General features: G+C 72.4%; 25 protein-coding genes and 1 pseudogene. 18 read left to right on the top strand and 8 right to left on the bottom strand.

Features of this window, described 5'->3' with window-relative positions; all coding sequences use genetic code 11:
• The first annotated feature begins 26 nt into the window (after window positions 1-26).
• Window positions 27-2027 (top strand): serine/threonine-protein kinase, encoded by a 2001-nt coding sequence (locus AB0B02_RS00515; RefSeq protein WP_357291921.1) that lies wholly within the window; start codon window positions 27-29, stop codon window positions 2025-2027.
• 87 nt (window positions 2028-2114) lie between these two features.
• Entirely contained in the window at window positions 2115-2330 is a 216-nt protein-coding gene (locus tag AB0B02_RS00510; protein WP_107157229.1) for a hypothetical protein, read from the top strand.
• 70 nt (window positions 2331-2400) lie between these two features.
• On the opposite strand, the gene AB0B02_RS00505 is transcribed toward AB0B02_RS00510, so the two are convergent.
• Both AB0B02_RS00505 and AB0B02_RS00500 read right to left on the bottom strand, forming a co-directional pair.
• A complete protein-coding gene (locus AB0B02_RS00505; RefSeq protein ID WP_357291918.1) occupies window positions 2401-3153 on the bottom strand; it encodes a GH25 family lysozyme in 753 nt (250 codons plus the stop codon).
• A gap of 127 nt (window positions 3154-3280) precedes the next feature.
• A complete protein-coding gene (locus AB0B02_RS00500) occupies window positions 3281-3841 on the bottom strand; it encodes a Uma2 family endonuclease (RefSeq protein ID WP_281942869.1) in 561 nt (186 codons plus the stop codon).
• A 99-nt stretch (window positions 3842-3940) separates the two neighbouring features.
• Between AB0B02_RS00500 and AB0B02_RS00495 the strand changes: the two genes are divergently transcribed.
• The 4 genes from AB0B02_RS00495 (at window position 3941) to AB0B02_RS00480 (ending at window position 7222) form a co-directional block, all read left to right on the top strand.
• Entirely contained in the window at window positions 3941-4684 is a 744-nt protein-coding gene (locus AB0B02_RS00495) for a M50 family metallopeptidase (RefSeq protein ID WP_281942867.1), read from the top strand.
• Between the two features lie 122 nt (window positions 4685-4806).
• Window positions 4807-5790 (top strand): 2-dehydropantoate 2-reductase N-terminal domain-containing protein, encoded by a 984-nt coding sequence (locus AB0B02_RS00490; RefSeq protein WP_281942866.1) that lies wholly within the window; start codon window positions 4807-4809, stop codon window positions 5788-5790.
• A 57-nt stretch (window positions 5791-5847) separates the two neighbouring features.
• Window positions 5848-6351, top strand: a complete 504-nt coding sequence (locus AB0B02_RS00485) for a SigE family RNA polymerase sigma factor (protein ID WP_281942863.1) — start codon at window positions 5848-5850, stop codon at window positions 6349-6351.
• Window positions 6344-7222 (top strand): hypothetical protein, encoded by an 879-nt coding sequence (locus AB0B02_RS00480; protein ID WP_357291910.1) that lies wholly within the window; start codon window positions 6344-6346, stop codon window positions 7220-7222. Before AB0B02_RS00485 ends, AB0B02_RS00480 begins: the two co-directional genes overlap by 8 nt.
• Window positions 7223-7291: 69 nt before the next feature.
• Here the strand turns inward: AB0B02_RS00480 and AB0B02_RS00475 are convergent, their stop codons facing one another.
• Window positions 7292-8875, bottom strand: a complete 1584-nt coding sequence (locus AB0B02_RS00475) for an acyl-CoA carboxylase subunit beta (protein ID WP_357291907.1) — start codon at window positions 8873-8875, stop codon at window positions 7292-7294.
• A gap of 97 nt (window positions 8876-8972) precedes the next feature.
• Between AB0B02_RS00475 and AB0B02_RS00470 the strand changes: the two genes are divergently transcribed.
• Entirely contained in the window at window positions 8973-9845 is an 873-nt protein-coding gene (locus AB0B02_RS00470) for a biotin--[acetyl-CoA-carboxylase] ligase (protein WP_281942831.1), read from the top strand.
• A gap of 166 nt (window positions 9846-10011) precedes the next feature.
• On the top strand, window positions 10012-10581 hold the full coding sequence (locus tag AB0B02_RS00465) for a PH domain-containing protein (protein ID WP_357291903.1): 570 nt from the start codon (window positions 10012-10014) through the stop codon (window positions 10579-10581).
• Between the two features lie 25 nt (window positions 10582-10606).
• On the opposite strand, the gene AB0B02_RS00460 is transcribed toward AB0B02_RS00465, so the two are convergent.
• Both AB0B02_RS00460 and AB0B02_RS00455 read right to left on the bottom strand, forming a co-directional pair.
• The gene (locus AB0B02_RS00460) at window positions 10607-11305 is read right to left on the bottom strand and encodes a GtrA family protein (protein WP_281942827.1); all 699 of its coding nucleotides are present in this window, start codon (window positions 11303-11305) and stop codon (window positions 10607-10609) included.
• Between the two features lie 63 nt (window positions 11306-11368).
• Window positions 11369-11905, bottom strand: coding sequence for a GtrA family protein (locus AB0B02_RS00455; protein WP_308447854.1), 537 nt, complete (start codon window positions 11903-11905; stop codon window positions 11369-11371).
• A gap of 441 nt (window positions 11906-12346) precedes the next feature.
• On the opposite strand from AB0B02_RS00455, the gene AB0B02_RS00450 reads away from it, so the two are divergent.
• The 4 genes from AB0B02_RS00450 (at window position 12347) to AB0B02_RS00435 (ending at window position 17314) form a co-directional block, all read left to right on the top strand.
• Window positions 12347-14188 (top strand): phosphoenolpyruvate carboxykinase (GTP), encoded by a 1842-nt coding sequence (locus AB0B02_RS00450; RefSeq protein ID WP_281942823.1) that lies wholly within the window; start codon window positions 12347-12349, stop codon window positions 14186-14188.
• 40 nt (window positions 14189-14228) lie between these two features.
• The gene (locus AB0B02_RS00445; protein ID WP_357291897.1) at window positions 14229-15074 is read left to right on the top strand and encodes a hypothetical protein; all 846 of its coding nucleotides are present in this window, start codon (window positions 14229-14231) and stop codon (window positions 15072-15074) included.
• A gap of 161 nt (window positions 15075-15235) precedes the next feature.
• The gene (locus tag AB0B02_RS00440) at window positions 15236-16384 is read left to right on the top strand and encodes a geranylgeranyl reductase family protein (RefSeq protein ID WP_357291894.1); all 1149 of its coding nucleotides are present in this window, start codon (window positions 15236-15238) and stop codon (window positions 16382-16384) included.
• Between the two features lie 159 nt (window positions 16385-16543).
• A complete protein-coding gene (locus AB0B02_RS00435; RefSeq protein WP_357291892.1) occupies window positions 16544-17314 on the top strand; it encodes an isoprenyl transferase in 771 nt (256 codons plus the stop codon).
• Between the two features lie 42 nt (window positions 17315-17356).
• Here the strand turns inward: AB0B02_RS00435 and otsB are convergent, their stop codons facing one another.
• The 3 genes from otsB to AB0B02_RS00420 form a co-directional block, all read right to left on the bottom strand.
• Complete coding sequence (gene otsB, locus AB0B02_RS00430) at window positions 17357-18184, bottom strand: trehalose-phosphatase (RefSeq protein ID WP_357291889.1); 828 nt, start codon at window positions 18182-18184, stop codon at window positions 17357-17359.
• A gap of 70 nt (window positions 18185-18254) precedes the next feature.
• Window positions 18255-18608, bottom strand: a complete 354-nt coding sequence (locus AB0B02_RS00425; protein WP_107162326.1) for a hypothetical protein — start codon at window positions 18606-18608, stop codon at window positions 18255-18257.
• A 162-nt stretch (window positions 18609-18770) separates the two neighbouring features.
• A complete protein-coding gene (locus AB0B02_RS00420; protein WP_281942814.1) occupies window positions 18771-19211 on the bottom strand; it encodes an XRE family transcriptional regulator in 441 nt (146 codons plus the stop codon).
• Window positions 19212-19475: 264 nt separating this feature from the next.
• Between AB0B02_RS00420 and AB0B02_RS00415 the strand changes: the two genes are divergently transcribed.
• The 6 genes and pseudogenes from AB0B02_RS00415 (at window position 19476) to AB0B02_RS00390 (ending at window position 24849) form a co-directional block, all read left to right on the top strand.
• Complete coding sequence (locus tag AB0B02_RS00415) at window positions 19476-19817, top strand: hypothetical protein (protein WP_107162328.1); 342 nt, start codon at window positions 19476-19478, stop codon at window positions 19815-19817.
• A gap of 22 nt (window positions 19818-19839) precedes the next feature.
• Window positions 19840-20034 (top strand): annotated as a pseudogene (locus tag AB0B02_RS00410) (hypothetical protein); the annotation flags it as partial.
• A 568-nt stretch (window positions 20035-20602) separates the two neighbouring features.
• Window positions 20603-22015, top strand: coding sequence for a PhoH family protein (locus AB0B02_RS00405; RefSeq protein WP_281942809.1), 1413 nt, complete (start codon window positions 20603-20605; stop codon window positions 22013-22015).
• A 299-nt stretch (window positions 22016-22314) separates the two neighbouring features.
• Window positions 22315-23016: a transglycosylase SLT domain-containing protein gene (locus AB0B02_RS00400; RefSeq protein ID WP_281942807.1), complete on the top strand. Its 702-nt coding sequence runs from the start codon at window positions 22315-22317 to the stop codon at window positions 23014-23016.
• A 103-nt stretch (window positions 23017-23119) separates the two neighbouring features.
• On the top strand, window positions 23120-23779 hold the full coding sequence (locus AB0B02_RS00395) for a rhomboid family intramembrane serine protease (protein ID WP_281942805.1): 660 nt from the start codon (window positions 23120-23122) through the stop codon (window positions 23777-23779).
• Between the two features lie 101 nt (window positions 23780-23880).
• Window positions 23881-24849: an NAD(P)/FAD-dependent oxidoreductase gene (locus tag AB0B02_RS00390; protein WP_281942803.1), complete on the top strand. Its 969-nt coding sequence runs from the start codon at window positions 23881-23883 to the stop codon at window positions 24847-24849.
• Window positions 24850-24885: the final 36 nt, after the last annotated feature.

Below are 24885 nucleotides of genomic sequence, written 5' to 3'. Positions count from 1 at the left end.
CGGACCGGCCGGGTACCGTTTCTGCGATGTCGAACGCGCTTCCCCAACTCGTCGCTGACCGATACCGGCTCATCACGCCGCTCGGTCAGGGCGGCATGGGCCGCGTCTGGAAGGCGCGGGACGAGGTGCTGCACCGCGACGTCGCCATCAAGGAACTGGTCCCGCCGCCGGGTCTCACCCCGGACGAGCGTCGTGAGATGCGGGAACGCTCGCTGCGTGAGGCGCGCGCGATCGCCCGGCTCAACAACGTCAACGTGGTCCGCATCTTCGACGTGCTGCGCACCGACGGCGACCCGTGGATCGTCATGGAGTACGTCGCCTCGAAGTCGTTGCAGGACACGATCGCCGAGGACGGCCCGGTCTCGGTGGCCAAGGCGGTCGAGATCGGTCTCGGCGTGCTGGGCGCGTTGAAGGCCGCGCACAAGGCCGGCATCATGCACCGCGACGTGAAGCCGGGCAACGTGCTGCTCGGCGAGGACGGTCGGGTGGTGCTCACCGACTTCGGCCTGGCCACCATTCCGGGCGACCCGAACGTGACCCGCACCGGCATGGTGCTCGGCTCCCCGGCGTACATCTCCCCGGAGCGGGCGCGGGACGGCACCGCCGGTCCGGAGGCCGACCTGTGGTCGCTGGGCGCCACGCTCTACGCCGCAGTCGAGGGCAAGTCGCCGTACGCTCGCCCGTCGGCGATCGCCACGCTGGCCGCGCTCGCCACCGAGCCGATGCCGCCGCCGCGCAACGCCGGGCCGCTCAAGCCGGTGCTCCAGGGCCTGCTGCGCAAGGATCCGGACGAGCGGATCACCGCCGAGGTGGCGGAGCGCATGCTGCGCAAGGTCGGCGGCCGACGGGCCAAGGGCATCTCGCTGCTGGACGGCGTACGCCGGCCGGGGCCGAACGGTCCGCGCGCGCCGCGACCCCCGCTGGTGCCCGCGCCGCGCCCCGCCGACGACCAGGTCGAACGCGCTTCCACCTCGGCGTCCGGGGTGGCCGCCGCCGCGAGTGGGGCGGTCGCCGAGCCGACCGCGAAGGTGCCGGCGTCCACCTCGGACGCCGGACCGACCGCGAAGGTGCCGCCGCCGGTCGCCGATCCGACGACGAAGCTCGACGCCGATCCGCCGGTCGACGAGACCCGGGTGGACGACGCCGACCCGGCGCTCGACGAGACCCGGCTCGACGGTGAGCCGGTCGCCGCCGCGCCCGCGCAACGTCCGGCCCCGGCGCCGGTCAGCCCGGCTCCGGGCGGATCCGCGCCGGTCAGCCCGGCGGCGGGTGGCCCGGTGTCGTCGACCGGTCGGGCGACCGTGTTGCCGGGCGTCAAGGCGGCGCCGAACCGGCGCAACCTGCTGCTCGGCGCGCTGGTTCTGGTGCTGCTGGTCGGCCTGGCGGTGGCCGTGCCGCTGTTGAACAACGGCGACGACGACGGGGGTGACGGCGGCCGACCGACCACCGGTTCCTCGGTGGCGTCGGCGGTCCCGCCCGCGCCGAGCGCCAGCGCCTCACCGAGTGCGAGCGCGCCGTCGGCCAGCCCGTCGACCAGCCCGAGCCCGTCGGCCAGCCCGTCGCCGACCGGGTTCGTGCTGCCGGCCGGCTGGCGCTACTACACCGGCTCGAACGGCTTCAAGGTGCCGATCCCGAACGGCTGGCAGGCCCGGCCCGGCAACAACCAGGTCGTGCTCTACGAGGTGGGCGGCGCCCGCCGGGTGCTGTTCATGCAGTGGACGGACCGGCCGGAGAAGGACGCGCTCGCCGACTGGCGTGAGCAGGAGCCGTACCGGCGTTCGCGGGTCAACAACTACGAGCTTGTCGACATCGTCCCGTGCAAGGGCTACTACCGCACCTGCGCCGACTGGGACTGGCTGGAGACGCGCGACAACGGCACCCGTTTCCACGTGCGTAACCGGGGCGTGGCCACGGCCAGCAACCGGGGCTACGCGCTGCGCTGGGAGGTTCCGGCGAAGGACTGGCAGGCCAACCTGGCCGCCTTCGACGTGATCACCAAGGGTTTCGTGCCGGACCGGAAGAACTGACCCGGCGATTCCCGCGCCCGCGAAACTTGTTCGCATGACTTTCCGTAGTCGGGGGTATGAATGCCCCGACGACGAAGGAGGTGCGACATGGGTTACCGACGCAGGGACACCGGCCCCCGGCTGGCACTGTGGATGCTGGTCGCGCTCGGCGACGCCGTCCTGCTCCTGATCACCGCCGGCCTGTCCGCGCCGGTCGCGGTCCTCGGGGTGCTCACCCTTACCGTCGCCGGGGTCGCGGCGTGGCGCTGGACCCGTCGGCCTGCCGCGGTGCCCGTGCCGGTCGCCTCGCGCCGCCGGGCCTGAGCTTCGATCAGACGGTACGACGACAGCGGGACCGCCCCGGTTCGGGGCGGTCCCGCTCCGTGCACGTCCGTCAGGTGTTGTTGGCCAGCGCGATCAGCCGGGTGCGGTCGCCGTTCCAGTAGTTGCGGTCGACGTTGCCGCTGATGCCGGAGACGCTTCCGGTGCTGGTGTACTGCCAGAAGCTCCAGACCGGGGCGCCGGCCGGCAGCGTGCCGGCCGAGCTGGCCCAGCGGGCGAGCCACAGCGGGTGGTTGGCCCACGGCCCGGTCCAGCTACCGGTGCACTGGTTCCACCAGCTCGTGGTGGTGTAGATGACCGCGTACCGGCCGGTGCGGGAGCGGTAGGTGTTGAGGAAGTCCTGGATCCAGTTGCGCATGCCGGTGGTGCTCAGGCCGTAGCAGTAGCCGCCGCTGTACGGGTTGGCCTCGATGTCCAGCGCGGCGGGCAGCGTCCGGCTGTCGGCGGACCAGGCGCCACCGTTGCTGGCCAGGTAGCCGGCCTGGGTGGAGCCGGCGGAGATGTTCGGCCGGGCGAAGTGGTACGCCCCGCGGATCACGCCGGCGTTGTAGGCGTTCACGTAGTTCGTGTTGAAGTTCGGGTCCTTGTAGCTGGTGCCCTCGGTGGCCTTGATGAAGGCGAACTGGATGCCCGAGTTCCGCACGCTGGTCCAGTTGATGGTGCCCTGGTAGCGGGAGACGTCGATGCCGGGCGTGGTCGCCGCGGCGGCCGGTCCGGCGGTCGCCACGAGGGCCGCGGCCGCGGTGGCGGCGACGGCCAGGCCGGCGGCGAGGAGCCGGCGTACGGAGAGTCTGGTACGGGCCATGGTTTGCCTCCAGAGGACGTCAACTGATTGACGCCCATCTTTGGAGATAACTGCCCTGCATCGCAATAGGAAGCAAGGAAATTTTCATCGACGAGTATCGTCGTCCCTGGTGGCGCGCGAGTTCAGGTCAGCGGAGCACGCTCGGGTCAATCGCCCAGCGAAACGGCTCGGTGACCGTCAGTGTCTCGCCGGCCTTCGCCACCGCGTCCTCGACATAGTGCTCCCCGTCGAGCCGGTGCAGCCGCAGCGAGTGGCTGTCACCGTCCTGCTCGACCAGCAGGTACCACGGAATGCGGGCGATCGCGTAGAGCTGCATCTTGACCAGCCGGTCGGCGGCGGCGTTGCCGGGCGAGACGACTTCACACACCAGCCTGACCTCGCCGGCCTCGACCACGGTGCCTTCGTCGTCCGTGTCGGCGACGACCACGTCGGGGATGACCATGCGATTGACGCCGAGCCGTAGGTTCACCGCCTCGAACACCAACAATCCGAGCGGGCGGGCAGCCCGGCGCAGGCTGTCCACCAGGTTCCAGGACACCAACTGGTGCCTCTTGCTCGGGGCAGGGGTCACGATCAGGCTCCCGTCGAGCAGCTCGATGCGGTCGAGGCCGTGGTCCAACGCGAGGTAGTCGGTCTCGGTCCACAGACCAATGTGTGACCTCGGCGGCTCCCACGGAGCTGCGCTCACGAACCTCACCTCCGTTCCGGTGCCTCGTCCGATCAGTCTCACACTCTACGAGGCCGGGCCGGTCGATCGACACGACTCCGGCCGGTAGGCTCCCCGCCCATGCCCCTGATCGACGGTCTCACCACGCTCTGGGACACGCTGCTGAGCGCCCAGCCGGACCCGCCCCCGCTGCTGGTGGTGCTCACCGCCGTGGTCGCGCTCGCGGTGGTCGCCACCCGGTTGCCGTGGCGGATCGCCCGCAACGCGGTGACCATCGCCCACGAGGGCGGCCACGCGTTGGTGGCGCTGCTCACCGGCCGGCGGCTGCACGGCATCCGGCTGCACTCGGACACGTCCGGGCTGACGCTCTCCGCCGGCCGGCCCTCCGGACCGGGCATGATCCTCACGCTGCTCGCCGGCTACGTCGCCCCCTCGCTGCTCGGCCTGGCCGGTGCGTGGCTGCTGGCCGGCAACCGGATCACGCTGCTGCTCTGGGTCGCGGTGGCGCTGCTGCTGGCCATGCTGGTGCTGATCCGCAACCTGTTCGGCGCGCTGTCGCTGCTGGTCACCGGCGGTCTGGTGCTCGCCGTGTCCTGGTACACCCCGCCCCAGGTCCAGGCCGCGTTCGCCTGGACCTCGGTCTGGTTCCTGCTGTTCGGCGGCGTACGCCCGGTGTTCGAGCTGCGACGCCAACGCAGCCGGGGCCGGATGCCGGAGTCGGACGCCGACCAGCTCGCTCGGCTCACGCCGTTCCCGCCGCTGTTCTGGGTGGCCGTGTTCCTGCTGGTCAGCGTCGGCGCGCTGGTCGCCGGCGCGCTGCTGCTGGCCGGCCCGATCCTCGCCGACACCGGCCTCACCGGCTGACCCCTCCCCGCGCTCCGGCACCCGCCGGTCCGGTGCCCGCGCCGCGGCGCGGCACGCCTCGTCGCACCGGGACACGCCACCGTTCCGGGCGGTACCCGGCCCGGCGAGGCAGAATCGGACCGGTGCGATACGTGATCATCGGAGCGGGCGCGGTCGGCGGCACCATCGGCGTACTGCTGGCCGAGGCCGGCCGCGACGTGACGCTGGTGGCCCGCGGCGCCCACCTGGACGCGCTGCGCGAGCGGGGGTTGACGCTGCGGACGCCGCGCGGCACGGTGTCCGGCCGGCTGCCGGCGGCGGCCGGGCCGGGCGGCCCACCGTTGCCGGCCGACACCGTGCTGGTCCTCACCGTGAAGTCGCAGGACACCGTCGCCGCGCTGACCACCTGGGCCGACGCGCCGGTGGCGGGCGGCGGCACGGCGGGCGAGCGGCTCCCGGTCGTGCTGGCCCAGAACGGGGTGGCGAACGAACCCGCCGCGCTGCGGCTCTTCGCCCGGGTGCACCCGGTCTGCGTGTGGCTGCCCGCCACCCACCTGGAACCGGGCGTGGTGATCGCCAACGGGCACCCGCACCCGGGGATGCTGCACCTCGGGCGCTACCCGACCGGCGCCGACGACACCGGGCGGGCCGTCGCCGCCGACCTGACCGCCGCCGGGTTCGTCGCCCCGGTCCGCGACGACGTGATGCGCTGGAAGTACGGCAAGCTCCTGGCCAACCTCGGCAACAGCCTCCAGGCGCTGTTCGGCCGCGACGTGCCCGAGCCGCTGTCGGCCCGGGTCCGCGCCGAGGGCGAGGCGGCGCTGGCCGCCGCCGGTATCCCGCACACGACCCGCGAGGAGGAGGCCGCCGCGCGCGGTGACCTGGTGGCGCACCGACCGGTCGACGGCGAGACGCGGTCCGGCGGCTCCACCTGGCAGAGCCTCGCCAGGGGCGCCGGCTCCGCCGAGGCCGACCACCTCAACGGCGAGATCGTGCTGCTCGGCCGCCTGCACGGGGTGCCCACCCCGATCAACGCCGCGGTCCAGACCGCCGTCCGGCGGGCGGTCCGCGAACGGATCCCGGCCGGCGGCTTCCCCCGTGGGGAACTGGAGAAATTGGTCGGCTGAGCGGGCAACCCGAGCCGCGCCGCCAGGCGTGTCCCTGGCGAACACGGGGAGGTGGCAGTGCCCGACAGCGACGGCTTCGACGAGTTCTACCGGGGCAGCCGGCAACGGCTGCTCGGCTTCGTGTACGTGCTCACCGGTGACCTGGCCGAGGCGCAGGACGCGGTGCAGGAGGCGTACATCCGGGCCTGGCAGCGGTGGTCGACCGTGCGCGGGTACGACGACCCGGAGTCCTGGGTGCGGGTGGTGGCCAGCCGGATCGCGGTGAGCCGGTGGCGCAGCCTGCGCAGCCGGGCCCGTGCCTACCTGCGGCACGGGGCGGACGAGCACGTGCCGGCGCCGAGCACCGAGACGATGGATGTGGTGGCCGCGCTGCGCCGACTGCCCGAGGCGCAACGCACCGCCATCGCGATGCACTACCTGCTCGGCATGCCGGTCGCCGAGGTGGCCCGGGAGACCGAGGCGCCGGTCGGCACCGTCAAGGCCCGGCTGTCGAGAGGGCGGAGCGCGCTCGCCGGGCTGCTCGCCGTCGTGGATCTGGAAGAGGAGGCGGCAGATGCCTGACGACGTCACGCTCGTGGAGGCGCTGCACCGGGACCTGCGGACCGTCCGGTGGGCGGAGCCGGCGGAGATCCGGGCCACGGCCCGGCGGCGCAGCCGCCGGGCCGCCGCGTTGGCCGCCGTGTCGGTGGTGGTGGTCGCCGCGCTCGCCGCGACGATGGTGGACCGCGCCGGCGGCCCGCCGCCGCCCGCGGCCGACACCCTCCCCGGGTACGCGGAGATTCCGGTGGCGGCGATGCTGGCGCCGGGGGACGTGCCGGTCCCGACCGGTGAGCGTCTGGCCGACTCGAGTCTCGACGAGCCCGCCCGGGTCGACGACCTTCTCCAGCTCTGCGGTAAGGCCCAGGGTCTGCCGGCGGAGGAACCGCGCTCGCGTTACTCCCGTTCCCAGACAATGCTGGCCGCGGTCGTGGCCGGAAAGTCGCAGACCACTCCCGAAGTGGTGATCACCCAGGATCTCTACCGCATCGAGCCCGACGCGGCCCGCCGGTTCATCGGCGACCTGGAACACCGGGTGCGGGCCTGCGGTGCGTGGCAGGCGGCGGGCCAGGCCTACACCGATCGGGAAAGGACCGACGCCCGGGTCGAGCACCGCTGGACGATCGCCGAGAGCGGGTTCGCCGGCGACCAGGCGGTGCTGCTCCGACACACCGCCACGGTGCTGCCCGACGCGACGACGGGTCAGCCGCCCGGCTACCCGCCGGTGTTCGAGAGCCGGGTGGTCGTCCGGGTGGGTGACCTGGTCAGCGTCCTCGTGCCGGCGGGGGCGCTGCGTACCGACCTCCCCGACGCCCAGGTGCGCGAGGCGCAGATGCGGGAGGTGGCCCGGGCCGCCGCCGCGCGGATGTGCGTCGCCGCCAACCCCGGCTGCTGAACCAGGCCGCGTGTTGAGAAGGGGCCCCCGCTCTACGCGAGGCGTTAACAGGGGGGCCCTTCCTTACGCCTACAGCGGGATGTTGCCGTGCTTCTTCGGCGGCAGCGTCTCGCGCTTGGTGCGCAGCACCCGCAGCGCCCGGACGATCTGGGTCCGCGTCTCGTGCGGCGGGATCACCCCGTCGACGTAGCCGCGCTCGGCGGCGATGTACGGGTTGGCCAGCGTGTCCTCGTACTCGGCGATCTTCTCGGCGCGGACGGCGGCCGGGTCCTCGGCGTTCGCCAGCTCGGCGCGGTAGAGGATGTTCACCGCGCCCTGGGCGCCCATCACCGCGATCTGCGCGGTCGGCCAGGCGAAGTTGAGGTCCGCGCCGAGGTGCTTGGAGCCCATCACGTCGTACGCGCCGCCGTACGCCTTGCGGGTGATCACGGTGACCTTCGGGACGGTGGCCTCGGCGTACGCGTAGATGAGCTTCGCGCCGCGCCGGATGATGCCGTCCCACTCCTGCCCGGTGCCGGGCAGGAAGCCGGGCACGTCCACGAACGTCAGCACCGGCACGTTGAACGCGTCGCAGGTGCGCACGAACCGGGCCGCCTTCTCCGAGGCGGCGATGTCGAGCGTGCCGGCGAACTGCATCGGCTGGTTCGCCACCACGCCCACCGGGCGACCCTCGACGCGGCCGAAGCCGACCACCATGTTCTGCGCGTACAGCGGCTGCACCTCCAGGAACTCGCCGTCGTCGAGCACGTGCTCGATGACCCGGTGCATGTCGTACGGCTGGTTGGCCGAGTCGGGGATCAGCGTGTCCAGCTCCCGGTCGGAGTCGGTGACCGCCAGGTCGGCCGGGGCGTCGAACACCACCGGCTCGTCCAGGTTGTTCGACGGCAGGTACGACAGCAGCGCCTTCACGTAGTCGATCGCGTCCTCCTCGTCGGTGCCGAGGTAGTGCGCGTTGCCGCTGCGGGCGTTGTGGGTGCGGGCGCCGCCCAGCTCCTCCATGCCGACGTCCTCGCCGGTGACCGTCTTGATCACGTCGGGGCCGGTGATGAACATGTGCGAGGTCTGGTCGACCATCACGGTGAAGTCGGTGACCGCCGGGGAGTAGACCGCGCCGCCCGCGCACGGGCCCATGATCAGGGAGATCTGCGGGATGACACCGCTGGCCCGCACGTTGCGGAAGAAGATCTCACCGTAGAGACCGAGCGAGGCGACGCCCTCCTGGATCCGCGCGCCACCGGAGTCGTTGATGCCGACGACCGGGCAGCCGATCTTCATGGCCAGGTCCATCAGCTTGACGATCTTCTCCCCGAAGACCTCGCCGAGGGAGCCGCCGAAGACGGTGAAGTCCTGCGCGAACACGCAGACCTGCCGGCCGTCCACGGTGCCGTAGCCGGTCACCACGCCGTCGCCGTACGGGCGGGTGCGCTCCAGCCCGAAGTTCGTCGAGCGGTGCCGGGCGAACTCGTCCAGCTCGACGAACGAGCCCTCGTCGAGGAGCAGCTCGATCCGCTCACGGGCGGTCTTCTTGCCCCGCGCGTGCTGCTTCTCGACCGCGCGCGCCGACCCGGCGTGCACCGCCTCGTCGAGCCGTCGCTCCAGGTCCGCCAGCTTGCCGGCGGTCGTGTGGATGGTGGTCCCGGTCTCGGTAGTCACCCGTGGAATATAACGATGGTTCAGGTGGGTGAGGTTGTGCAGTGCGCCTCACCGCTTACCGGCGACCGGCGAACCCGGAGGGCCGTAGGCTGGCGGGATGCCCGGCTCGCCGTACACCGATCTGGACCGCCCGCCGCTGTCGGCGGCCCGGCTGCGGCGGGCGCTGGTCGCGCCGCACGGGCCCTGGCGCCGGTTGGAGCTGCTGGTGGAGACCGGCTCGACCAACGCGGACGTGGTGGCCGCCGCGCGGGCCGGCGAACCGGAGGGCCTGGTGGTGGTCGCCGAGCGGCAGACCGCCGGCCGGGGGCGGCGGGGCCGGGTCTGGCAGTCGCCGCCGCGCGCCGGCATCGCGACAAGCGTCCTGCTCCGGCCCGGGGAGGCGGTCGCCGAGCGCGGTTGGGCGCCGGTGCCGGCCACCGGGTACGGCTGGCTGCCGCTGCTGGCCGGCGTCGCGCTGGCCGAGGCGGTCCGCCTGCTGGCCGAGCTGGACGCCCGGCTGAAGTGGCCCAACGACCTGCTGGTGGACGGCGCGAAGTGCGCCGGGGTGCTGGCCGAGGCGGTGCCCGGCGACGGGGCCGTGCCGCCTGCGATCGTGGTCGGCGTCGGCCTCAACGTGACGCTGCGCGCCGCCGAGCTGCCGGAGAACCCGACCGGGCTGCCGGCCACCTCGCTCCAGCTCGCCGGCGCCACCGCCACCGACCGCGATCCGCTGCTGCGGGCGCTGCTGCGCTCGCTCGCCGACTGGTACGCGCGCTGGCGCGATGCCGGGGGCGACGCGGAGGCCAGCGGGCTGCGCGACGCGTACCAGGCCGGGTGCGCCACGATCGGCCGCCGGGTGCGGGTGCTGCTGCCGGACGGGCGCGAGGTGCACGGCACCGCGACCGGCGTCGACCCCGACGGCCAGCTCCTGGTCGACGCGTCCGGCGATACCCTCCGCCTGGCCGCCGGCGACGTCCTCCACCTGCGGTGAAAGGAGGGGCCCCCGCTTAACGCCTCCGGTATGGATGGGGCCCCTTCTCACCACCGGCGTCACGCGCTACGGCCGGTGCGGCGCGGCAGCGGCCCGCGCGGCCGATGCCGCCGGGGTGCCCCGACCGGTTACGGTCAGCGCGTCCGGTTCCGCGAGGAGGTTCGAAGTGGCGTTCCCCGAAGACGTGCTCACCGAGGACGAGCACGTCGTGCTGCACCTGCACCCGCACTGGAAGGCCCTGATCCGGCCGCTCCTGGTGCTGGCGCTCACCGTCGCGGCGGTGGTCGCCGGCTGGATCCTGCTGCCCGACGGCGACGGCGGCGCCATCGCGCTGTACGTCCTCGCCGGGCTCGGCCTGGTGCTGGTGCTCTGGCTGGGCCTGTGGCCGTTCCTGGTCTGGCGCAGCACGCACTACCTGTTCACCAACGAGCGGGTGCTGCTCCAGGAGGGCGTGCTCTCCCGCAACCGGCGGGACCTGCCGCTGACCCGGATCAACGACCACGCCATGCACCAGCGTTTCGTGGAGCGGATGCTCGGCTGCGGCACGTTGACCATCGAGTCGGCCGGTGAGCGGGGCCAGTCGGTGCTGCGCGACGTGCCACACGTGGACCGGGTGCAGACGAAGCTCTACGAGCTGGTCGAGGCCCACCACGACAAGCACAGCCTGGGCGACGGCGAGATGCGGGAGATGCTGGCCGACATGGCCGAGGGGAAGCCGCTCCGCGACCCCTCGTGAGCCGCGCCAGGGCGGGCGCCCACGTTCAGCGGCGGGCGCGGCGGGACGGGAACTCGGCGGCCAGTTCGGCGTCCAGGTCGGCGCGGAGCGCCCCGCCCAGCGCGGCGTCGACCGGAGCCGTACGCCCCTGGGGCGGCGTGTAGTCGCTCCTCGGGCGGCTCGCGCCCGGGGGCGGCTCCTCCTCCTCCAACTCGCTCACCGATTCGGCCAGCTCGGCGACCGGGTCCATCTCCGCGACGTTGTCCCACTCGTCGCGGGGCACGGCGTGCCAGGTCTCCTCGGCGTGCTTCGGCACCGGCTGGAACACGAACGTGCGGTAGGACCAGAAGCGGAACAGGGTGGCCAGCAGGACGCCGACCGTCTTCGCCACGTTCAACGCCAGCAGGCCGTGTACGCCGAGGCCGTACTTCGCCAACGCCAGGACGCCGAGTTCGATGACCAGACCGGCGCCGTTGAACAGGAAGAACAGGACGTATTCCCGCCGCAGGGCGGATTTCGGTCGATCCCGGTACGTCCAGTGCCGATTCATCAGATACGACGTGATAGTGGCGACGACGGTCGCGATCACGGTCGCCTTGAGTTGGCCGTCCCGGAAAACCGTGAGTGCCAGCGCATTGAACACCGCGTAATTGATGACGGTGTTGATACCGCCGACGATGCCGAACTTGGCCGCCTCGCGGATGAACTTCTGCCAGCGCTCGGACAGCAGACGGACTCCAGGCATGCGGAACACCTTAGGGCAGTGGGCAGGGCCGGCTGGGCCCGGCGGGTCGGGATGGGCGGTGCGTCACGCCCCGGACTCTCGATCTCGGCTCGGTGCCGGAACGGGGGGAGTTCCCGCCTCGACGAAGACGAATCGTCGGTACGACCAGAAGCGGAACAGCGTACCCAGGCCGGTGCCGACGATGAAGCTGGCGATGTTGTCGGCCAGGGGCGTCTGGAACACCGCCGGCCAGATCGCGCCCAGGCCGTAGCGGCTGATCGCCAGGCAGGCCACCGCGATGCCGAGGCCCACCCCGTTGAAGAAGAAGAACAGCGCGTACTCGCGGGCGGGGTTGGAGCGTTGGCGGTGCCGCCAGGTCCAGAACCGGTTGCCGAGGAAGGCGACCGTCGCGGCGACCACGGTGGAGATGGTCTTCGCCGCCAGCGGCGGCATGCCGCGCCCGCTCGACAGGTAGTTGAAGAGCGCGAAGTCGACGAGGAAGGCGAAGCCGCCGACGGTGGCGAACTTGCTCAGCTCGTGGATGAGGTGGCCGAAGCGGTGGAGCAGCGCTCCGAGCGGACCCGAACGGGTCGGCGGAGCCCCCGGTTGGTCCCCGGTCATCGTCGCGGCCACCCGCCGAGAGTACCGGTTGGGGGGAAGGGGGACCCGCCGCAACGGCGAGTCGGCCGCGGCAACTTCCCCGCCGTCCGCCGCGACCGGGTCGCCGGGAGGCGGTCCGGTGGTCCGTTCCGAATGTCTGTGAGCGGAGCGTAACCGACCGTACGAATGCATGCGGCGCATCACGTAATCCCGCATCCGCGGGTCGGGCGGTCGAAGGTTCGCCGAAGGATTTGCGTGAAACTGCGCGCGAAAGCGGGTATCAGATCGTGTAGCCGCAGCGTGGGCGTACCTTGTGCAGTTCTTCACAACCAGTCCCACTGACTGGGGAGGCAGCCCGGTTTACGCTGAGCCCAATCCCAGGTTTCCACGACGGCGGCGCCTCACCCGCCAGAACTCGTGCATCCCATAGATCGGTCAGCGTCGACCACAAGGAGATGTGACATGGTTGCTCCGGCTGTTGTTCGGGGTATCGATCAGGCCCCGACGTCCCACCCCAAACTGCTCGCCTGGGTCCGAGAGGTCGCGGAACTGACCACCCCGGAGCGGGTGGTGTGGGTGGACGGGTCCGACGAGGAGTGGCGTCGCCTCACCGACGAACTCGTCTCCAACGGCACCCTGATCCGGCTGAACCCCGAGAAGAAGCCCAACTCGTTCTACGCGCGGACGGACCCGACGGACGTCGCCCGGGTCGAGGAGCGCACCTTCATCTGCTCCGTCGACGAGGCGGACGCCGGCCCCACCAACAACTGGATGGCGCCGGCCGAGATGAAGCGGACGATGACGGAGCTGTACCGCGGCAGCATGCGCGGTCGCACCATGTACGTCATCCCGTTCTGCATGGGCCCGGTCGAGGCCGAGAACCCCATGTTCGGCGTCGAGATCACCGACAGCCCGTACGTGGTCGCCTCGATGCGGATCATGACCCGGATGGGGTCCTCGATCCTGGACGCGATGGGCGACGACGCCGACTTCGTGCACGCGCTGCACTCGATCGGCGCGCCGCTGGCGCCCGGCCAGCAGGACGTGGCCTGGCCGTGCAACGAGACCAAGTACATCTCGCACTTCCCGGAGACCCGGGAGATCTGGTCCTTCGGTTCCGGTTACGGCGGCAACTCGCTGCTCGGCAAGAAGTGCTACTCGCTGCGGATCGCCAGCGTGATGGGGCGCGACGAGGGCTGGCTGGCCGAGCACATGCTGATCCTCAAGATCACCTCGCCGGAGGGCAAGGTCTACCACATCGCCGGCGCCTTCCCGTCGGCCTGCGGCAAGACCAACCTGGCCATGCTGGAGCCGACCATCCCGGGCTGGAAGGTCGAGACCATCGGTGACGACATCGCCTGGATGCGGTTCGGCCCGGACGGCCGCCTCTACGCGATCAACCCGGAGTACGGCCTGTTCGGCGTCGCGCCCGGCACCGACTGGAAGACCAACGCCAACGCCATGCGGACGCTGGACCGCGGCAACTCGGTCTTCACCAATGTGGCGCTCACCGACGACGGCGACATCTGGTGGGAGGGCATGGGTGAGCCGCCGGCGCACCTGATCGACTGGAAGGGCAACGACTGGACGCCGGAGAGCGACAACCTCTCCTCGCACGCGAACAGCCGGTTCTGCACCCCGATCACGCAGTGCCCGATCCTGGCCGACGACTACTACGACCCGAACGGCGTGCCGATCGACGCGATCCTGTTCGGCGGCCGGCGGCGGGACACCGTTCCGCTGGTCAGCGAGGCGCGGGACTGGGTGCACGGCGTCTACATGGGGGCCACGCTCTCCTCGGAGACCACCGCCGCCGCGTCCGGCGCGGTCGGCGTGGTGCGCCGCGACCCGATGGCCATGCTGCCGTTCATCGGCTACCACGCCGGTGACTACTTCCGGCACTGGATCGAGATGGGCAAGGGCACGGACGGCGACGAGGCCAAGCTGCCCAAGATCTACTACGTCAACTGGTTCCGCAAGGACGCCGAGGGCAGCTTCCTCTGGCCGGGCTTCGGCGAGAACTCCCGCGTCCTCAAGTGGATCATCGGGCGCCTGGAGGGCACCGCCGACGCGGTGGAGACCCCGATCGGCATGGTCCCGGCGCAGGACGCGCTGGACATCGACGGCCTCGACATGACCCCGGAGGACGTCCGGATCGCCCTGAAGGTCGACCCGGAGGAGTGGCGCAAGGAGTTGCCGCTGGTCACCGAGTGGTTCGAGAAGTTCGGTGACAAGCTCCCCGGCGTGCTCTGGGCCGAGCTGGACGCGCTGCGCGCCCGGCTGGACGTGGAGCCGCAGAAGTAACAGGTGTGCCGGTTGCCCGCGCCGGGCAACAACGGATGCCATGAGGACGGCCGCCGAACCTGTCGAGGTCCGGCGGCCGTCCGCCGTCCGGGCGCTGACCACGCTGCTCGCCGTGACCGCGGGAGCCACCGTCGTGGTCGAGCTGCTCAACTACTGGTACGCCCCGGAGCAGGAGTTCGGCCTCGCGGTGCGCACCGGTTGGGCGATGCTCCGCTCGCTGGGTTTCCTGATCCTGATCGGGCACGTCAACCGGGGACGGGTGGCGGCCCGCCCGTTCGGGTTGATCCTGGCCGTGACCACCGTCTTCGCGGTGGGCCGCCTGATCGTGCCCCGGCAGGGGGTGCCGGCGCTGCCCGGCCTGCTCGGCTTCGCGGCGCTCACCGCGCTCTGCGTCGCCGTGGTGGTGCTGCTCTACCGCTCCGACGCGGTCCGGGCGCACCTGGTCCGGCACCGCAAGGGCCTGGTCGTCGAGGGCGGGACGATCGCCTGGCGTGAGGTGACGCCGAAGCGCCCACAGGCGAACGGGTGGCTGCTGACCGCCCGGGTCGCCGCGTTCACCTACAGCCCGTTGATGCTGGTGCCGGCGCTGGTGGCGACCGGGTCACTGCTGGACGGCGGGGTCGCCGCCGTACCCGCGGTGCTGTTCTGGATCGGCGCCGGCATCGCGGCCAGCTACGCGGTGCTGTTCTGCACCGCGTTCCTGCTGCGCGGCAAGGGCTGGGCCCGGCGGGCGCTGGTGGTGGTGACGTTCGGCGTGCTCGCGCTCGACCTCCCGCTCTGCTGGTGGCTGCTCGGCTCCGACGGCCTGATCCGCGACGGCGCCCCCCTCCTCACCGCCGCCGCCCTCACCCTCTACTCCCTCCACCGATCCACCCCCACCCCCTGACCCACCCCACCCCACCCCACCCCACCCTGACCCCGTTGATCAAGGAGTTTGCGTCAACTTCGAGCCGCTTTCCGACGCAAACCTCTTGATCAACGGGGTCAGGGTGGGGTGGGGCGGCGCGGTGGGGGGTTGGGGGAAGGTGGGCGGGGGAGGATTGGGGGGTGGGTGGTGACGCGGTGTGGGACGTGGTGGTGGTGGGGGCGGGTCCGGCCGGGGCGGCGGCGGCGCTCGCCGCGCGGCGGGCCGGGGCGACGCGGGTGCTGCTGCTCGACCGGCACGACTTCCCGCGGGACAAGGCATGCGGGGACGGGATCGCCGCGCACGCGCTGGACGTGCTCGCCGAACTGGGCGTGACCGGCGCGGTCGACGGATATCCGCCGCTGCCGGCGCTGCGCCTGGTCGGCCCCGGCGGCGGCGCGGTGGCCCGCGCGCTGCCCCGGCCCGCGTACACGGTGCCCCGGCGGGTGTTCGACGCGCGACTGGTCCGGGCGGCGGTCGGGGCGGGGGCCGAGCTGCGGCGGCACACCGTACGCCGGGTGGAGGTCGGCGTCGACCGGGTGGTGCTCGACGGGGAGTTGACCGCCCGCGCGGTGGTCGGCGCGGACGGCGCCGGCTCGGTGCTGCGCCGGGCGCTCGGGCACCCGGTGAACCCGGACCGGCACCTCGCGCTCGCCATCCGCGGCTACGCGCCGGCGCCGCCCGGCCCACCCGAGCAGCTCATCGTGACCTCGGCGGCGCGCTGGCCCGCGTACGCGTGGGTGTTTCCGATCGGCGACGGGCGGGCGAACGTCGGGTACGGGGAGGTGCTGCGCGGCGAGCCGCTGACCCGCGCGCACCTGCTGGACCGGATGGCGGCGCTGCTGCCCGGCACCGACCCGGCCACGGTGACCGACCTGCGGGCGCACCACCTGCCGCTCTCCACCCACCGGCCGGCGCCGGGCCGGGGCCGGGTGGTGCTGGCCGGCGACGCGTTGTCGTTGATCAACCCGTTCACCGGCGAGGGCATCTTCTACGCGTTGCGCTCCGGCGCGCTGGCCGGGGCGGCGGCGGCCGGCGCGCCCGCCGAGGCGGCCCGGCGGTACGCGGCGGCACTGCGCGCCCGGCTCGGCACCCATCTGCGGCACAGCTCGGCGGCGGCCTGGCTGGCCCGGCGGCAGTGGGTGGTGGACGCGGTGGTCGGCGCGGCCGGCCGGGACGAGCGGGTCTACCGGACGGTGGTGGAGCTGGGGCTCGGCGACGGCCGCCTGGACGCCCGCACACTGGGCGCGATCGCCGCCGCCGCGCCGCGCCAACGCCGGGCCCGGGGGTGACGTGCCGCGCCAACGCCGGGCCCGGGGGTAACGCGCCGGGGTCGCGCCGGACCGGGGAGTGACACGCCGGCGTCGGCGTGCCGGGCCGGAGGCGACCCGCCGTCCCGCGATGCGCCACCGCGGCACTGATCTTTCCCGTGGGTCGCTACCCTGCAAGTGATGACTCTGCGGAAACTCCTCTACTCCGTGTACGAGCGCCGGCTGACCGCGAAGCTCGCGGGCAAGCCGGTGCCCGCCCATGTCGGCGTGATGTGCGACGGCAACCGCAGATGGGCGCGGGAGATGGGCTTCGTCGATCCGAACGACGGTCACCGGATGGGCGCCGAGCGAATCAAGGAGCTGCTCCGCTGGTGCGACGCGGCCGGCGTCGGGCACGTCACGCTCTGGCTGCTCTCCACCGACAACCTCTCCCGGCCGGCCGCCGAGCTGGACCCGCTGCTCCAGATCATCGAGGATCTCACCACCGAGCTGGCCGAGCAGGGCAATCCCTGGCGGCTGCGCATGGTGGGCGCGCTCGACGTGCTGCCGGCGCAGCACGCGGCCGCGTTGAAGGCCGCCGAGGAGCGCACCCGGGACCGCGACGGCGGCGCCCAGGTCAACATCGCCGTCGGGTACGGCGGCCGGCGCGAGATCGCCGACGCGGTCCGCTCGTTGCTGCTGGAGCACGCGTCGCGCGGCGGGACGATCGAGGAGTTGGCCACCACGCTCGACGTCGACCACATCTCCGAGCACCTCTACACCAAGGGCCTGCCGGACCCGGATCTGATCATCCGGACCAGCGGGGAGCAGCGGCTCTCCGGCTTCATGCTCTGGCAGAGCGCGCACTCGGAGTTCTACTTCTGCGAGCTGAACTGGCCCGACTTCCGCAAGGTCGACTTCCTCCGCGCCCTGCGCTCGTACGCCACCCGGCAACGCCGCTACGGCACCTGACGTCGCCCGCCCTCACCACCCCGCGGGCGCGGGGTCAGGGGTTCAGGGGACCAGGTGGGGGAGGGCGGCGGTGAGGAAGTCGCCCAGGGCGGCGGGGGAGTCGAGCGTCAGGTCGGCGGCGTCGGCGACCTCGTGACCGGTCTCCGGGTTGGCGACCGCCACGCACACGCCGAGGAAGTCGGGATCGGTGGAGGCGCGGGCGCGCAGCGCGGCGAACGCCTTGATGTCGGAGACGTCGTCGCCGAAATACCACGCCCCGCCGGCGTCGCGGACCGTCTCACCGATGACCATGCCCTTGTCCCGGTCCACGGGCGGCTTCAGCTCCAGCACCATGCGGCCGGCCTGACAACGTAGGCCCAGCCGCTCGGCCTGGGCCCGGCCCCACTCCTGCACCAGGTCGCCGAGCTGCGGCGCGGTGCGCCAGTGCAGCGCGACGGAGAGCCGCTTGAACTCGACGAGCGCGCCGGGCGGCAGCTCGGCCTGGGCCTGCTCGGCCAGCTCGGCCATGGTCGGCACCCAGGGCAACGCGGCCGGCTCGGTGACCGTCTCGCCGCCCGAGTGGCTGTGCTCCAGGCCGTAGAGCCCGTACAGGTCGACGCCGGTGAGGCCGCCGAGATGGTCGCGGAGGAACTCCACCGGGCGCGCGGAGACGATCGCGATCCGGCGTACGCGCGGGGCGAGCGCCTCCAGCGCGGCGAGCACCTTCGGCGCGGGGCGGACCGCGGTGGGATCGTCGTCGACCGGCGCCAGTGTGCCGTCGAAGTCGAAGAAGAGCACCACGTCACCCGCACGCGCGGCGGTGGCCCGCCAGGCGTGCTCGGCGTCCAACGGGGTCTTCGGCTGCTGGTTGCCCAGATTCAACGGCGGCACGCGCGACAGCGTACCCCGCGCCGGGCGGCGTATTCGTGGCCGAGATGTGACGTCGGGACGACGCGGGAGTTCAGCGTTCGGCGGCTCCCCGTCCTCGGCGCCCGAACGGCACCACGGCCGCCTCCTGCCCGTGGCTGAGCAGGTACCCCTCCACGAAGCCGGTGTTCCGGTCGCCGGTGTGCGCCTCGATCTCGTTGAGTCGCGCCACCAGGAACTCGGTGAGCGCGCTGACCCGGTCGTTGAGCCGGTCGTGCAACTCGGCCACGACGGCGAGGATCACCGCCGTGCCGGTGGTGGTGAGCGCGAGGAGATTGACGACCAGGGGAAGCTGCCCGCCGTCCAGCACGCCGACCACCACGTTGCCGGTCACGCACGATGTCACCGACACCACCGCGACCACGACTGCCAACCATTTCAGGGTCATGGACAGACCCCTCCTTCTGTCCCGCAGGGCTGGGTTCGGCTGTGTCCCGTCCCCCCGCCGACGACGAGCCCTTAGCAGTACAAACGTGGACGCTAGCCGGTCCGATCCGGCCCCGAGGCGAAACGATCGGTACTGCCCTTCCGTTCTTTCGCCATCTGAGAACTACCCGGCCTGTTTGCCCCTATTTCGGACATTCGCTGGCAGTGTCGGGCGATATGCGAGGTAACGAATGGTTTCCCGGATGTGGAACTTCTCCGCGTCGGAGACGTTCGGGTCGACAAGTCGGCGCAGCAGCGCCTCGACGTCCGGGTCCATCGGGGGCGGCGTGGGGGCGGCGCGGGGGCCGGTCGTCCGGTCCCAGCCGAGCGCGGTGAACGCGGTGGTCGGATCGAGCCCGAGCCCCTCGCAGAACGCGACCACCCGCTCGGCCTCGGGGTCGCTCGCCCAGTCGCCGCGCACCCAGCGGTTGATGGTCTGGCGGGAGACGCCGGTGCGCCGGGAGACCTCGGTGCCACTCCACGCGCGCATGGCGCGGGCGTCGTCCAGCGCGCGGCGGACGAAGGTGGCAAAGGAGATCTTCCGTGCATTGGCCGTCTCGCTCACCCCGTGACGGTACGACCAGTCGCTCGCGCCGGGGTGGCTCGGCGCGCTGGTGTCACGCCGACGTGACGCCGGTGGGTGGCTGCCGATCAACGCTCCAGAACCGCTGTTTAGGGGTGTCACCCGGGCAGGATAGATAGACACCAGTACGGCGGCAAGCGGACGAAAAGCTGATACTGTCACGCCCATGAGACAACTTACGTTGTGTCACGTGCTTGAGACGACAAGTGCTCACATGCGTCACTCCGCCGGTGCGGAGGGGGCGTCGTGACCGAACTCGCGACCCGCGCCCAGGCCTTCGGACTGATCGCGGACGGCGTCTCCGCCGGGTTGAGCGCGCCCTGGCGCCTCTACCTCGCCCGGGGCTGCCGCTACCTCTCGCTCAACGTCGGCGACCGGGAGGAGTGGGACGCCTGGCGGACCCACCTCGGCTGCCCCGAGTTGAGCGTGCGGGTCTACGACTCCGGTGGCGAGATCCGCCGGGCCTCGGTGGCCGAGGTGATCCTCGACGGCTGCCGGATCAGTGTGGAGTTGGTCGAGGAGGTCAGCACCGCCGATCTGGAGCGGTTACTGGTGGTCGATCCGCTGCCCGGGGCGGACGAGCGATGAGCCGGGCGGCGGAGGTGGCCCGGTGAGCCCTTTTCTCGCCGTCGTCCTCGTCCTGGTGCTCGGCTCCACCTGCTACGCCGCCGGCCGGCTGCACGGCCAGCTCAGCTATCGGATCGGCTACCGGTTCGGCTACCGGCAGGGCTACTTCGACGGTGACCGGGGCGCCTGGAACCGTCGGCGTCGGGAGGCGCAGGCCGTCATCGCCTCGGCGCTGGCCGCGCCCGCCCCGACGGTGGTGACCTCGGTCGGGCGTACCGGCGCGCCGTTCGCCGGCACCGCCGTGCCCGCCGCGGTCACCGCCCGCCCCGACACGCCGGGCGTACGGACCGGGTCGCCGGCCGTCCGGGTCACCGCGACCGCTCGGCTCGGCGGAGCCGTCGCCCGCGCCGGCACCACGTACACCGGGTCGTCGTTCGGCGCGACCGCCGCCGGCCCCCGAGCCGGGGCGTTGGTGCGGCGGCCGGGCTGAGGCCCGCGTCCGGTACGCGCCGTGCCCGCCCGCCGTCGTGGCGGAGCGACGCCGGCGGCTCCGGCCCCGGCCGGGATGCGCGCAGGGGGCATGCATCCCGGCCGGTTCCGGCGTGTTCACCGGTGATCCAACCCAGGGCTCTAGCCGAGCGGGCCCACGGCGATTAGCGTCTAGGCATGGCACGGGGTTTTCCCGGGCCAGCCGGACAGCCCGGACCTGCGACCTCGCGCACGGGGCCCGCATCCGACCCCGTGTCCGCCGGGCACCGGAAGAGGCGGAACTCGGGTGGCCGGGTGCCCATCCGCGGAGCAGGCCTGTGACCACTCGCCGTACCCCCGCCGGAGCCGAGCCGACCCCGGCCGCGACCGCCACGACCCGCCGGACCACGCGCAGCCGGCGGAGCGCCGCCGCCACCGCCGGCACCGAGGAGCCCCGACCATCCGGCCCGGCCTTCGTCCTGGACACCTCGGTCCTCCTCTCCGACCCCGCGGCGTTCCACCGCTTCGCCGAGCACGAGGTGGTGCTGCCGCTGGTGGTCATCTCGGAGCTGGAGGGCAAGCGGCACCACCCCGAGCTGGGCTGGTTCGCCCGCCAGTCGCTGCGCATGCTGGACGAGCTGCGGGTGCGGCACGGCCGGCTGGACCGTCCGGTGCCCGCCAACGACTCCGGCGGCACGCTGCGGGTGGAGCTGAACCACACCGACGACGGCGTGCTGCCGCCCGGTTTCCGTAACGAGTCGAACGACGCCCGGATCCTCTCGGTGGCGCTCAACCTGGCCGCCGAGGGCCGCGACGTGACCCTGGTCAGCAAGGACATGCCGCTGCGGGTGAAGGCGGCCTCGGTCGGCCTGCGCGCGGACGAGTACCGGCACGGTCAGGCCAGCGACCCGACCTGGACCGGGATGGCCGAGCTGGAGCTTCCCGACGACGAGATCGGCCGGCTGTACGCGGGCGAGGCGCTCGACGTCGACGCCGCCGCGGGCCTGCCCTGTCACACCGGCCTGGTGCTGCACTCGTCGCGGGGCTCGGCGCTGGGCCGGGTGCTGCCCGACAAGACGGTACGGCTGGTCCGCGGTGACCGGGAGGCGTTCGGTCTGCACGGGCGCTCGGCGGAGCAGCGGATCGCGCTCGACCTGCTGCTGGACGAGTCGATCGGCATCGTGTCGATGGGTGGCCGGGCCGGCACCGGCAAGTCGGCGCTGGCGCTCTGCGCCGGCCTGGAGGCGGTGATGGAGCGCCGCCGGCACAAGAAGGTGATCGTCTTCCGCCCGTTGTACGCGGTCGGCGGCCAGGAGCTGGGCTACCTGCCCGGCTCGGAGTCGGAGAAGATGTCGCCCTGGGCGCAGGCCGTCTTCGACACGCTGGGCGCGGTGGTGCACGAGAACGTGCTGGAGGAGGTCACCTCGCGCGGCCTGCTGGAGGTGCTGCCGCTGACGCACATCCGGGGCCGGAGCCTGCACGACGCGTTCGTCATCGTCGACGAGGCGCAGTCGTTGGAGCGGGGGGTCCTGCTCACCGTGCTGTCCCGGATCGGTCAGGGTTCGCGGGTGGTGCTGACGCACGACGTGGCGCAGCGCGACAACCTGCGGGTGGGGCGGCACGACGGCGTGACCGCGGTGATCGAGGCGCTGAAGGGCCATCCCCTTTTCGCGCACGTCACCCTCAGCCGGTCGGAGCGTTCGCCGATCGCTGCGATGGTCACCGACCTGCTGGAGGACATCCCGAGCTGACTGGTCGTTATGCCCCACTTCGTCTCTATTTGAAGTGTGGTGCAGATCACTTTTGCCTCCTGCGGTTTCCCACCCGCCTCACCGTGCGCGATGGTGTCCATCGAGCGTCACCGACAACTCCAGTGCCTGGAGTCCCATTCGCACCCGGCACCTCGTCGAGCATTCCCCGCCACGACGGCGGGAGCCACGGGGGCCGGTGCGCCGGCGGAGACCGGTGGGTCGGGGCGCTCGCGGCACCCGGGCGCGGCCGTGCGGCCACGCGTGGTGCCGTGTCCCTGCCTCCGACGAAGGGAAACTTCGTGAGTCGGCTCTGGAGCCGGTTCGGCGCCCGTACGGCCGCTGTCGCGCTGCTCTCCGTGGGCGTCGCCGGCGGTTTCTACCTGGGCGAAGATCGTCAGACCCAGCAGCAGGGCCTGACCGCGCAGGTCGGCCTCGAGGTCGACCGGACCGAATACCTCTACCAGCGCGAACGGCAGGCCGACCATCGCCTGCAGTCGTCCAAGCAGCGCGCCGCCGAGTACCAGGCCAAGCTGCGGGCCAAGGCGGCGGCGAAGGAGGCCGCCGAGCGGGCCAAGGCCGCCGAGCGGGCCGCCGCGAACCGCAAGAAGGAGCGCGCCGAGGCGGAGGCCAAGGCGAAGGCGGAGGCCGAGGCGAAGGCCAAGCCGTACGACGGGCCGATTCCGGCGTCCTGCGCGGAGTACAGCGGCAACCGCAAGGTCGGCTGTGCGGTCATGCTGGACAAGGGTTTCGGCATCGACCAGTTCCCCTGTCTGGACAAGCTCTGGACGAAGGAGAGCGGCTGGAACCCGAAGGCGTCCAACAGCAGCTCCGGCGCGTACGGGATCCCGCAGGCGGTGCCCGGCAGCAAGATGGGCTCGGTCGCCGACGACTGGCGAACCAACCCGGCCACCCAGATCACCTGGGGCCTCGGCTACATCAAGGGCCGGTACGACACCCCGTGCGGCGCCTGGCAGCAGTCGCAGAGCGAGGGCTGGTACTGATCGAGTCGAACGGCGGCGGGAGGCCCGGTGATCCGGGTGTCCCGCCGCCGTCGTCTGTCCGCCCGAGTGGCGGTCCGCCGCATTTGCTGATAGCTGTTGACAGGTGACCTGGCAGGACAGCCCGCGCGGCGGAGACCCCCACCGGTTCGGCACCGACGCGTTCTACGCGTCGCTCGGCCGGGCGTTCGTCGCCATGTGCGCGGTGGTGCCGGTGCTGTTCCTCATCGAGGCGCTCGACGTCGGGCTGCGGCTCAACCTCGACCTCACCGCCGGCATCATCCCGCACCGCATCCAGGGCCTGGACGGCGTCTTCTTCTCGCCGTTCCTGCACGCCGGCTGGAACCACCTCTACAGCAACAGCATCCCGCTGATCCTGCTCGGCACGTTCGTGCTGGCCGCCGGCACCCGCCGGTTCCTCTGGTCCACCGCGGTGATCATCCTGGTCAGCGGGCTGGGCGTGTGGTTCACCGGCTCGCCCAGCTCGGTGGTGGTCGGCGCGAGCGGGGTGATCTTCGGCTACCTCGGCATCCTGCTCACCCGGGGCGTGGTGGAGCGGAGCTGGTGGAACTTCGCGGTGGTGCTGCTTGTCGGCCTGCTCTACGGCTGGCAGTTGCTGGGCATCCTCCCCACCGACGAGCGGATCTCCTGGCAGGGGCACCTGTTCGGGCTGCTCGGCGGCGTGGTCGCCGCGATCCTGTTCCGCCGTCGCGCGGACACCGGCACGCCGGACCCGCTCGGGTCGCCGCCGCTCCGGCTGCCCTGACGACGCGATCGATCGACCGGCGGGACGTCCTTGCCCCAGGTCACCGGCCCGCCTACCGTCGGCAGCACGGGTTGATCCCTGGCCGAAAGTGACGGTACGCCATGCGCGAAGTCGATCTCGCGGTGATCGGGGCCGGCCCGGCCGGGCTCTTCGCCGCCTACTACGCCGGGTTCCGGGGGCTCTCCGTCGCCGTGATCGACGCGCTGCCCGAGCCGGGTGGTCAGGTCACCGCGATGTACCCGGAGAAGTTGATCCTCGACGTCGCCGGCTTCCCCGCCGTCAAGGGCCGGGAGCTGATCGCGAACCTGCTCGCCCAGGCCGCGCCGTACCACCCCGACTACCTGCTCGGCGTACGCGCGGAGAAGCTGTCCTACCTCGACGGCCGGCCGGTGCTCGGGCTGGCCGGCGGTGAGCAGCTCCGCTGCGGCGCGGTGGTGGTGACCGGAGGGCTGGGCAGCTTCACGCCCCGGCCGCTGCCGGTCGCGGAGAGCTTCACCGGCGCCGGGATCGTCTACTTCGTGCCGCAGCCGGTCGAGCTGACCGACCGGCACGTGCTCATCGTGGGCGGCGGCGACTCGGCTTTCGACTGGGCGGTCACGCTCGCGCCGCTGGCCCGGTCGGTGACGCTGGCGCACCGGCGGGACCGTTTCCGCGCGCACGCCGCCACCGTCGAGCGGGTCCGCGCGCTGCCGGTGCGGGTGGTGGTCAACGCCGAGGTGAGCCGGCTGTACGGCGAGGAGCACGTCACCGGCGCCGAGCTGACCGTACGCGGCGGCGCGGTGGAGACGCTCCCGGTGGACACCGTGGTCGCCGCGCTCGGCTTCACCGCCGACCTGGGACCGCTGACCGAGTGGGGGCTGGCCCTGGACCGGCGGCACATCGTGGTCGACAGCGCCATGGCCACCAATCTGCCCCGGGTGTTCGCGGCCGGGGACATCACCGAGTACCCGGGCAAGGTCCGGCTCATCGCCACCGGCTTCGGCGAGGCGGCCACCGCCGTCAACAACGCCGCGGTCGCCATCGACCCGACGGCGCACCTCTTCCCCGGCCACTCCTCCGACGGCACGTAAGGAGGGGCCCCTTCCTAACGCCTGCGGTCGAGGTGG

The sequence above is a fragment of the Micromonospora sp. NPDC049240 genome (assembly GCF_040647835.1).
In the GTDB taxonomy this organism is placed as follows: Bacteria; Actinomycetota; Actinomycetes; order Mycobacteriales; family Micromonosporaceae; genus Micromonospora.
This window is presented reverse-complemented; position numbering and strand designations above follow the sequence as displayed.

Coding starts and splice junctions, on each gene's coding strand:
- AB0B02_RS00515 (WP_357291921.1), top strand. CDS start 27: ATGTCGAACGCGCTTCCCCAACTCGTCGCTGACCGATACCGGCTCATC.
- AB0B02_RS00510 (WP_107157229.1), top strand. CDS start 2,115: ATGGGTTACCGACGCAGGGACACCGGCCCCCGGCTGGCACTGTGGATG.
- AB0B02_RS00505 (WP_357291918.1), bottom strand. CDS start 3,153: ATGGCCCGTACCAGACTCTCCGTACGCCGGCTCCTCGCCGCCGGCCTG.
- AB0B02_RS00495 (WP_281942867.1), top strand. CDS start 3,941: ATGCCCCTGATCGACGGTCTCACCACGCTCTGGGACACGCTGCTGAGC.
- AB0B02_RS00480 (WP_357291910.1), top strand. CDS start 6,344: ATGCCTGACGACGTCACGCTCGTGGAGGCGCTGCACCGGGACCTGCGG.
- AB0B02_RS00470 (WP_281942831.1), top strand. CDS start 8,973: ATGCCCGGCTCGCCGTACACCGATCTGGACCGCCCGCCGCTGTCGGCG.
- AB0B02_RS00460 (WP_281942827.1), bottom strand. CDS start 11,305: ATGCCTGGAGTCCGTCTGCTGTCCGAGCGCTGGCAGAAGTTCATCCGC.
- AB0B02_RS00455 (WP_308447854.1), bottom strand. CDS start 11,905: ATGACCGGGGACCAACCGGGGGCTCCGCCGACCCGTTCGGGTCCGCTC.
- AB0B02_RS00450 (WP_281942823.1), top strand. CDS start 12,347: ATGGTTGCTCCGGCTGTTGTTCGGGGTATCGATCAGGCCCCGACGTCC.
- AB0B02_RS00445 (WP_357291897.1), top strand. CDS start 14,229: ATGAGGACGGCCGCCGAACCTGTCGAGGTCCGGCGGCCGTCCGCCGTC.
- AB0B02_RS00435 (WP_357291892.1), top strand. CDS start 16,544: ATGACTCTGCGGAAACTCCTCTACTCCGTGTACGAGCGCCGGCTGACC.
- AB0B02_RS00425 (WP_107162326.1), bottom strand. CDS start 18,608: ATGACCCTGAAATGGTTGGCAGTCGTGGTCGCGGTGGTGTCGGTGACA.
- AB0B02_RS00390 (WP_281942803.1), top strand. CDS start 23,881: ATGCGCGAAGTCGATCTCGCGGTGATCGGGGCCGGCCCGGCCGGGCTC.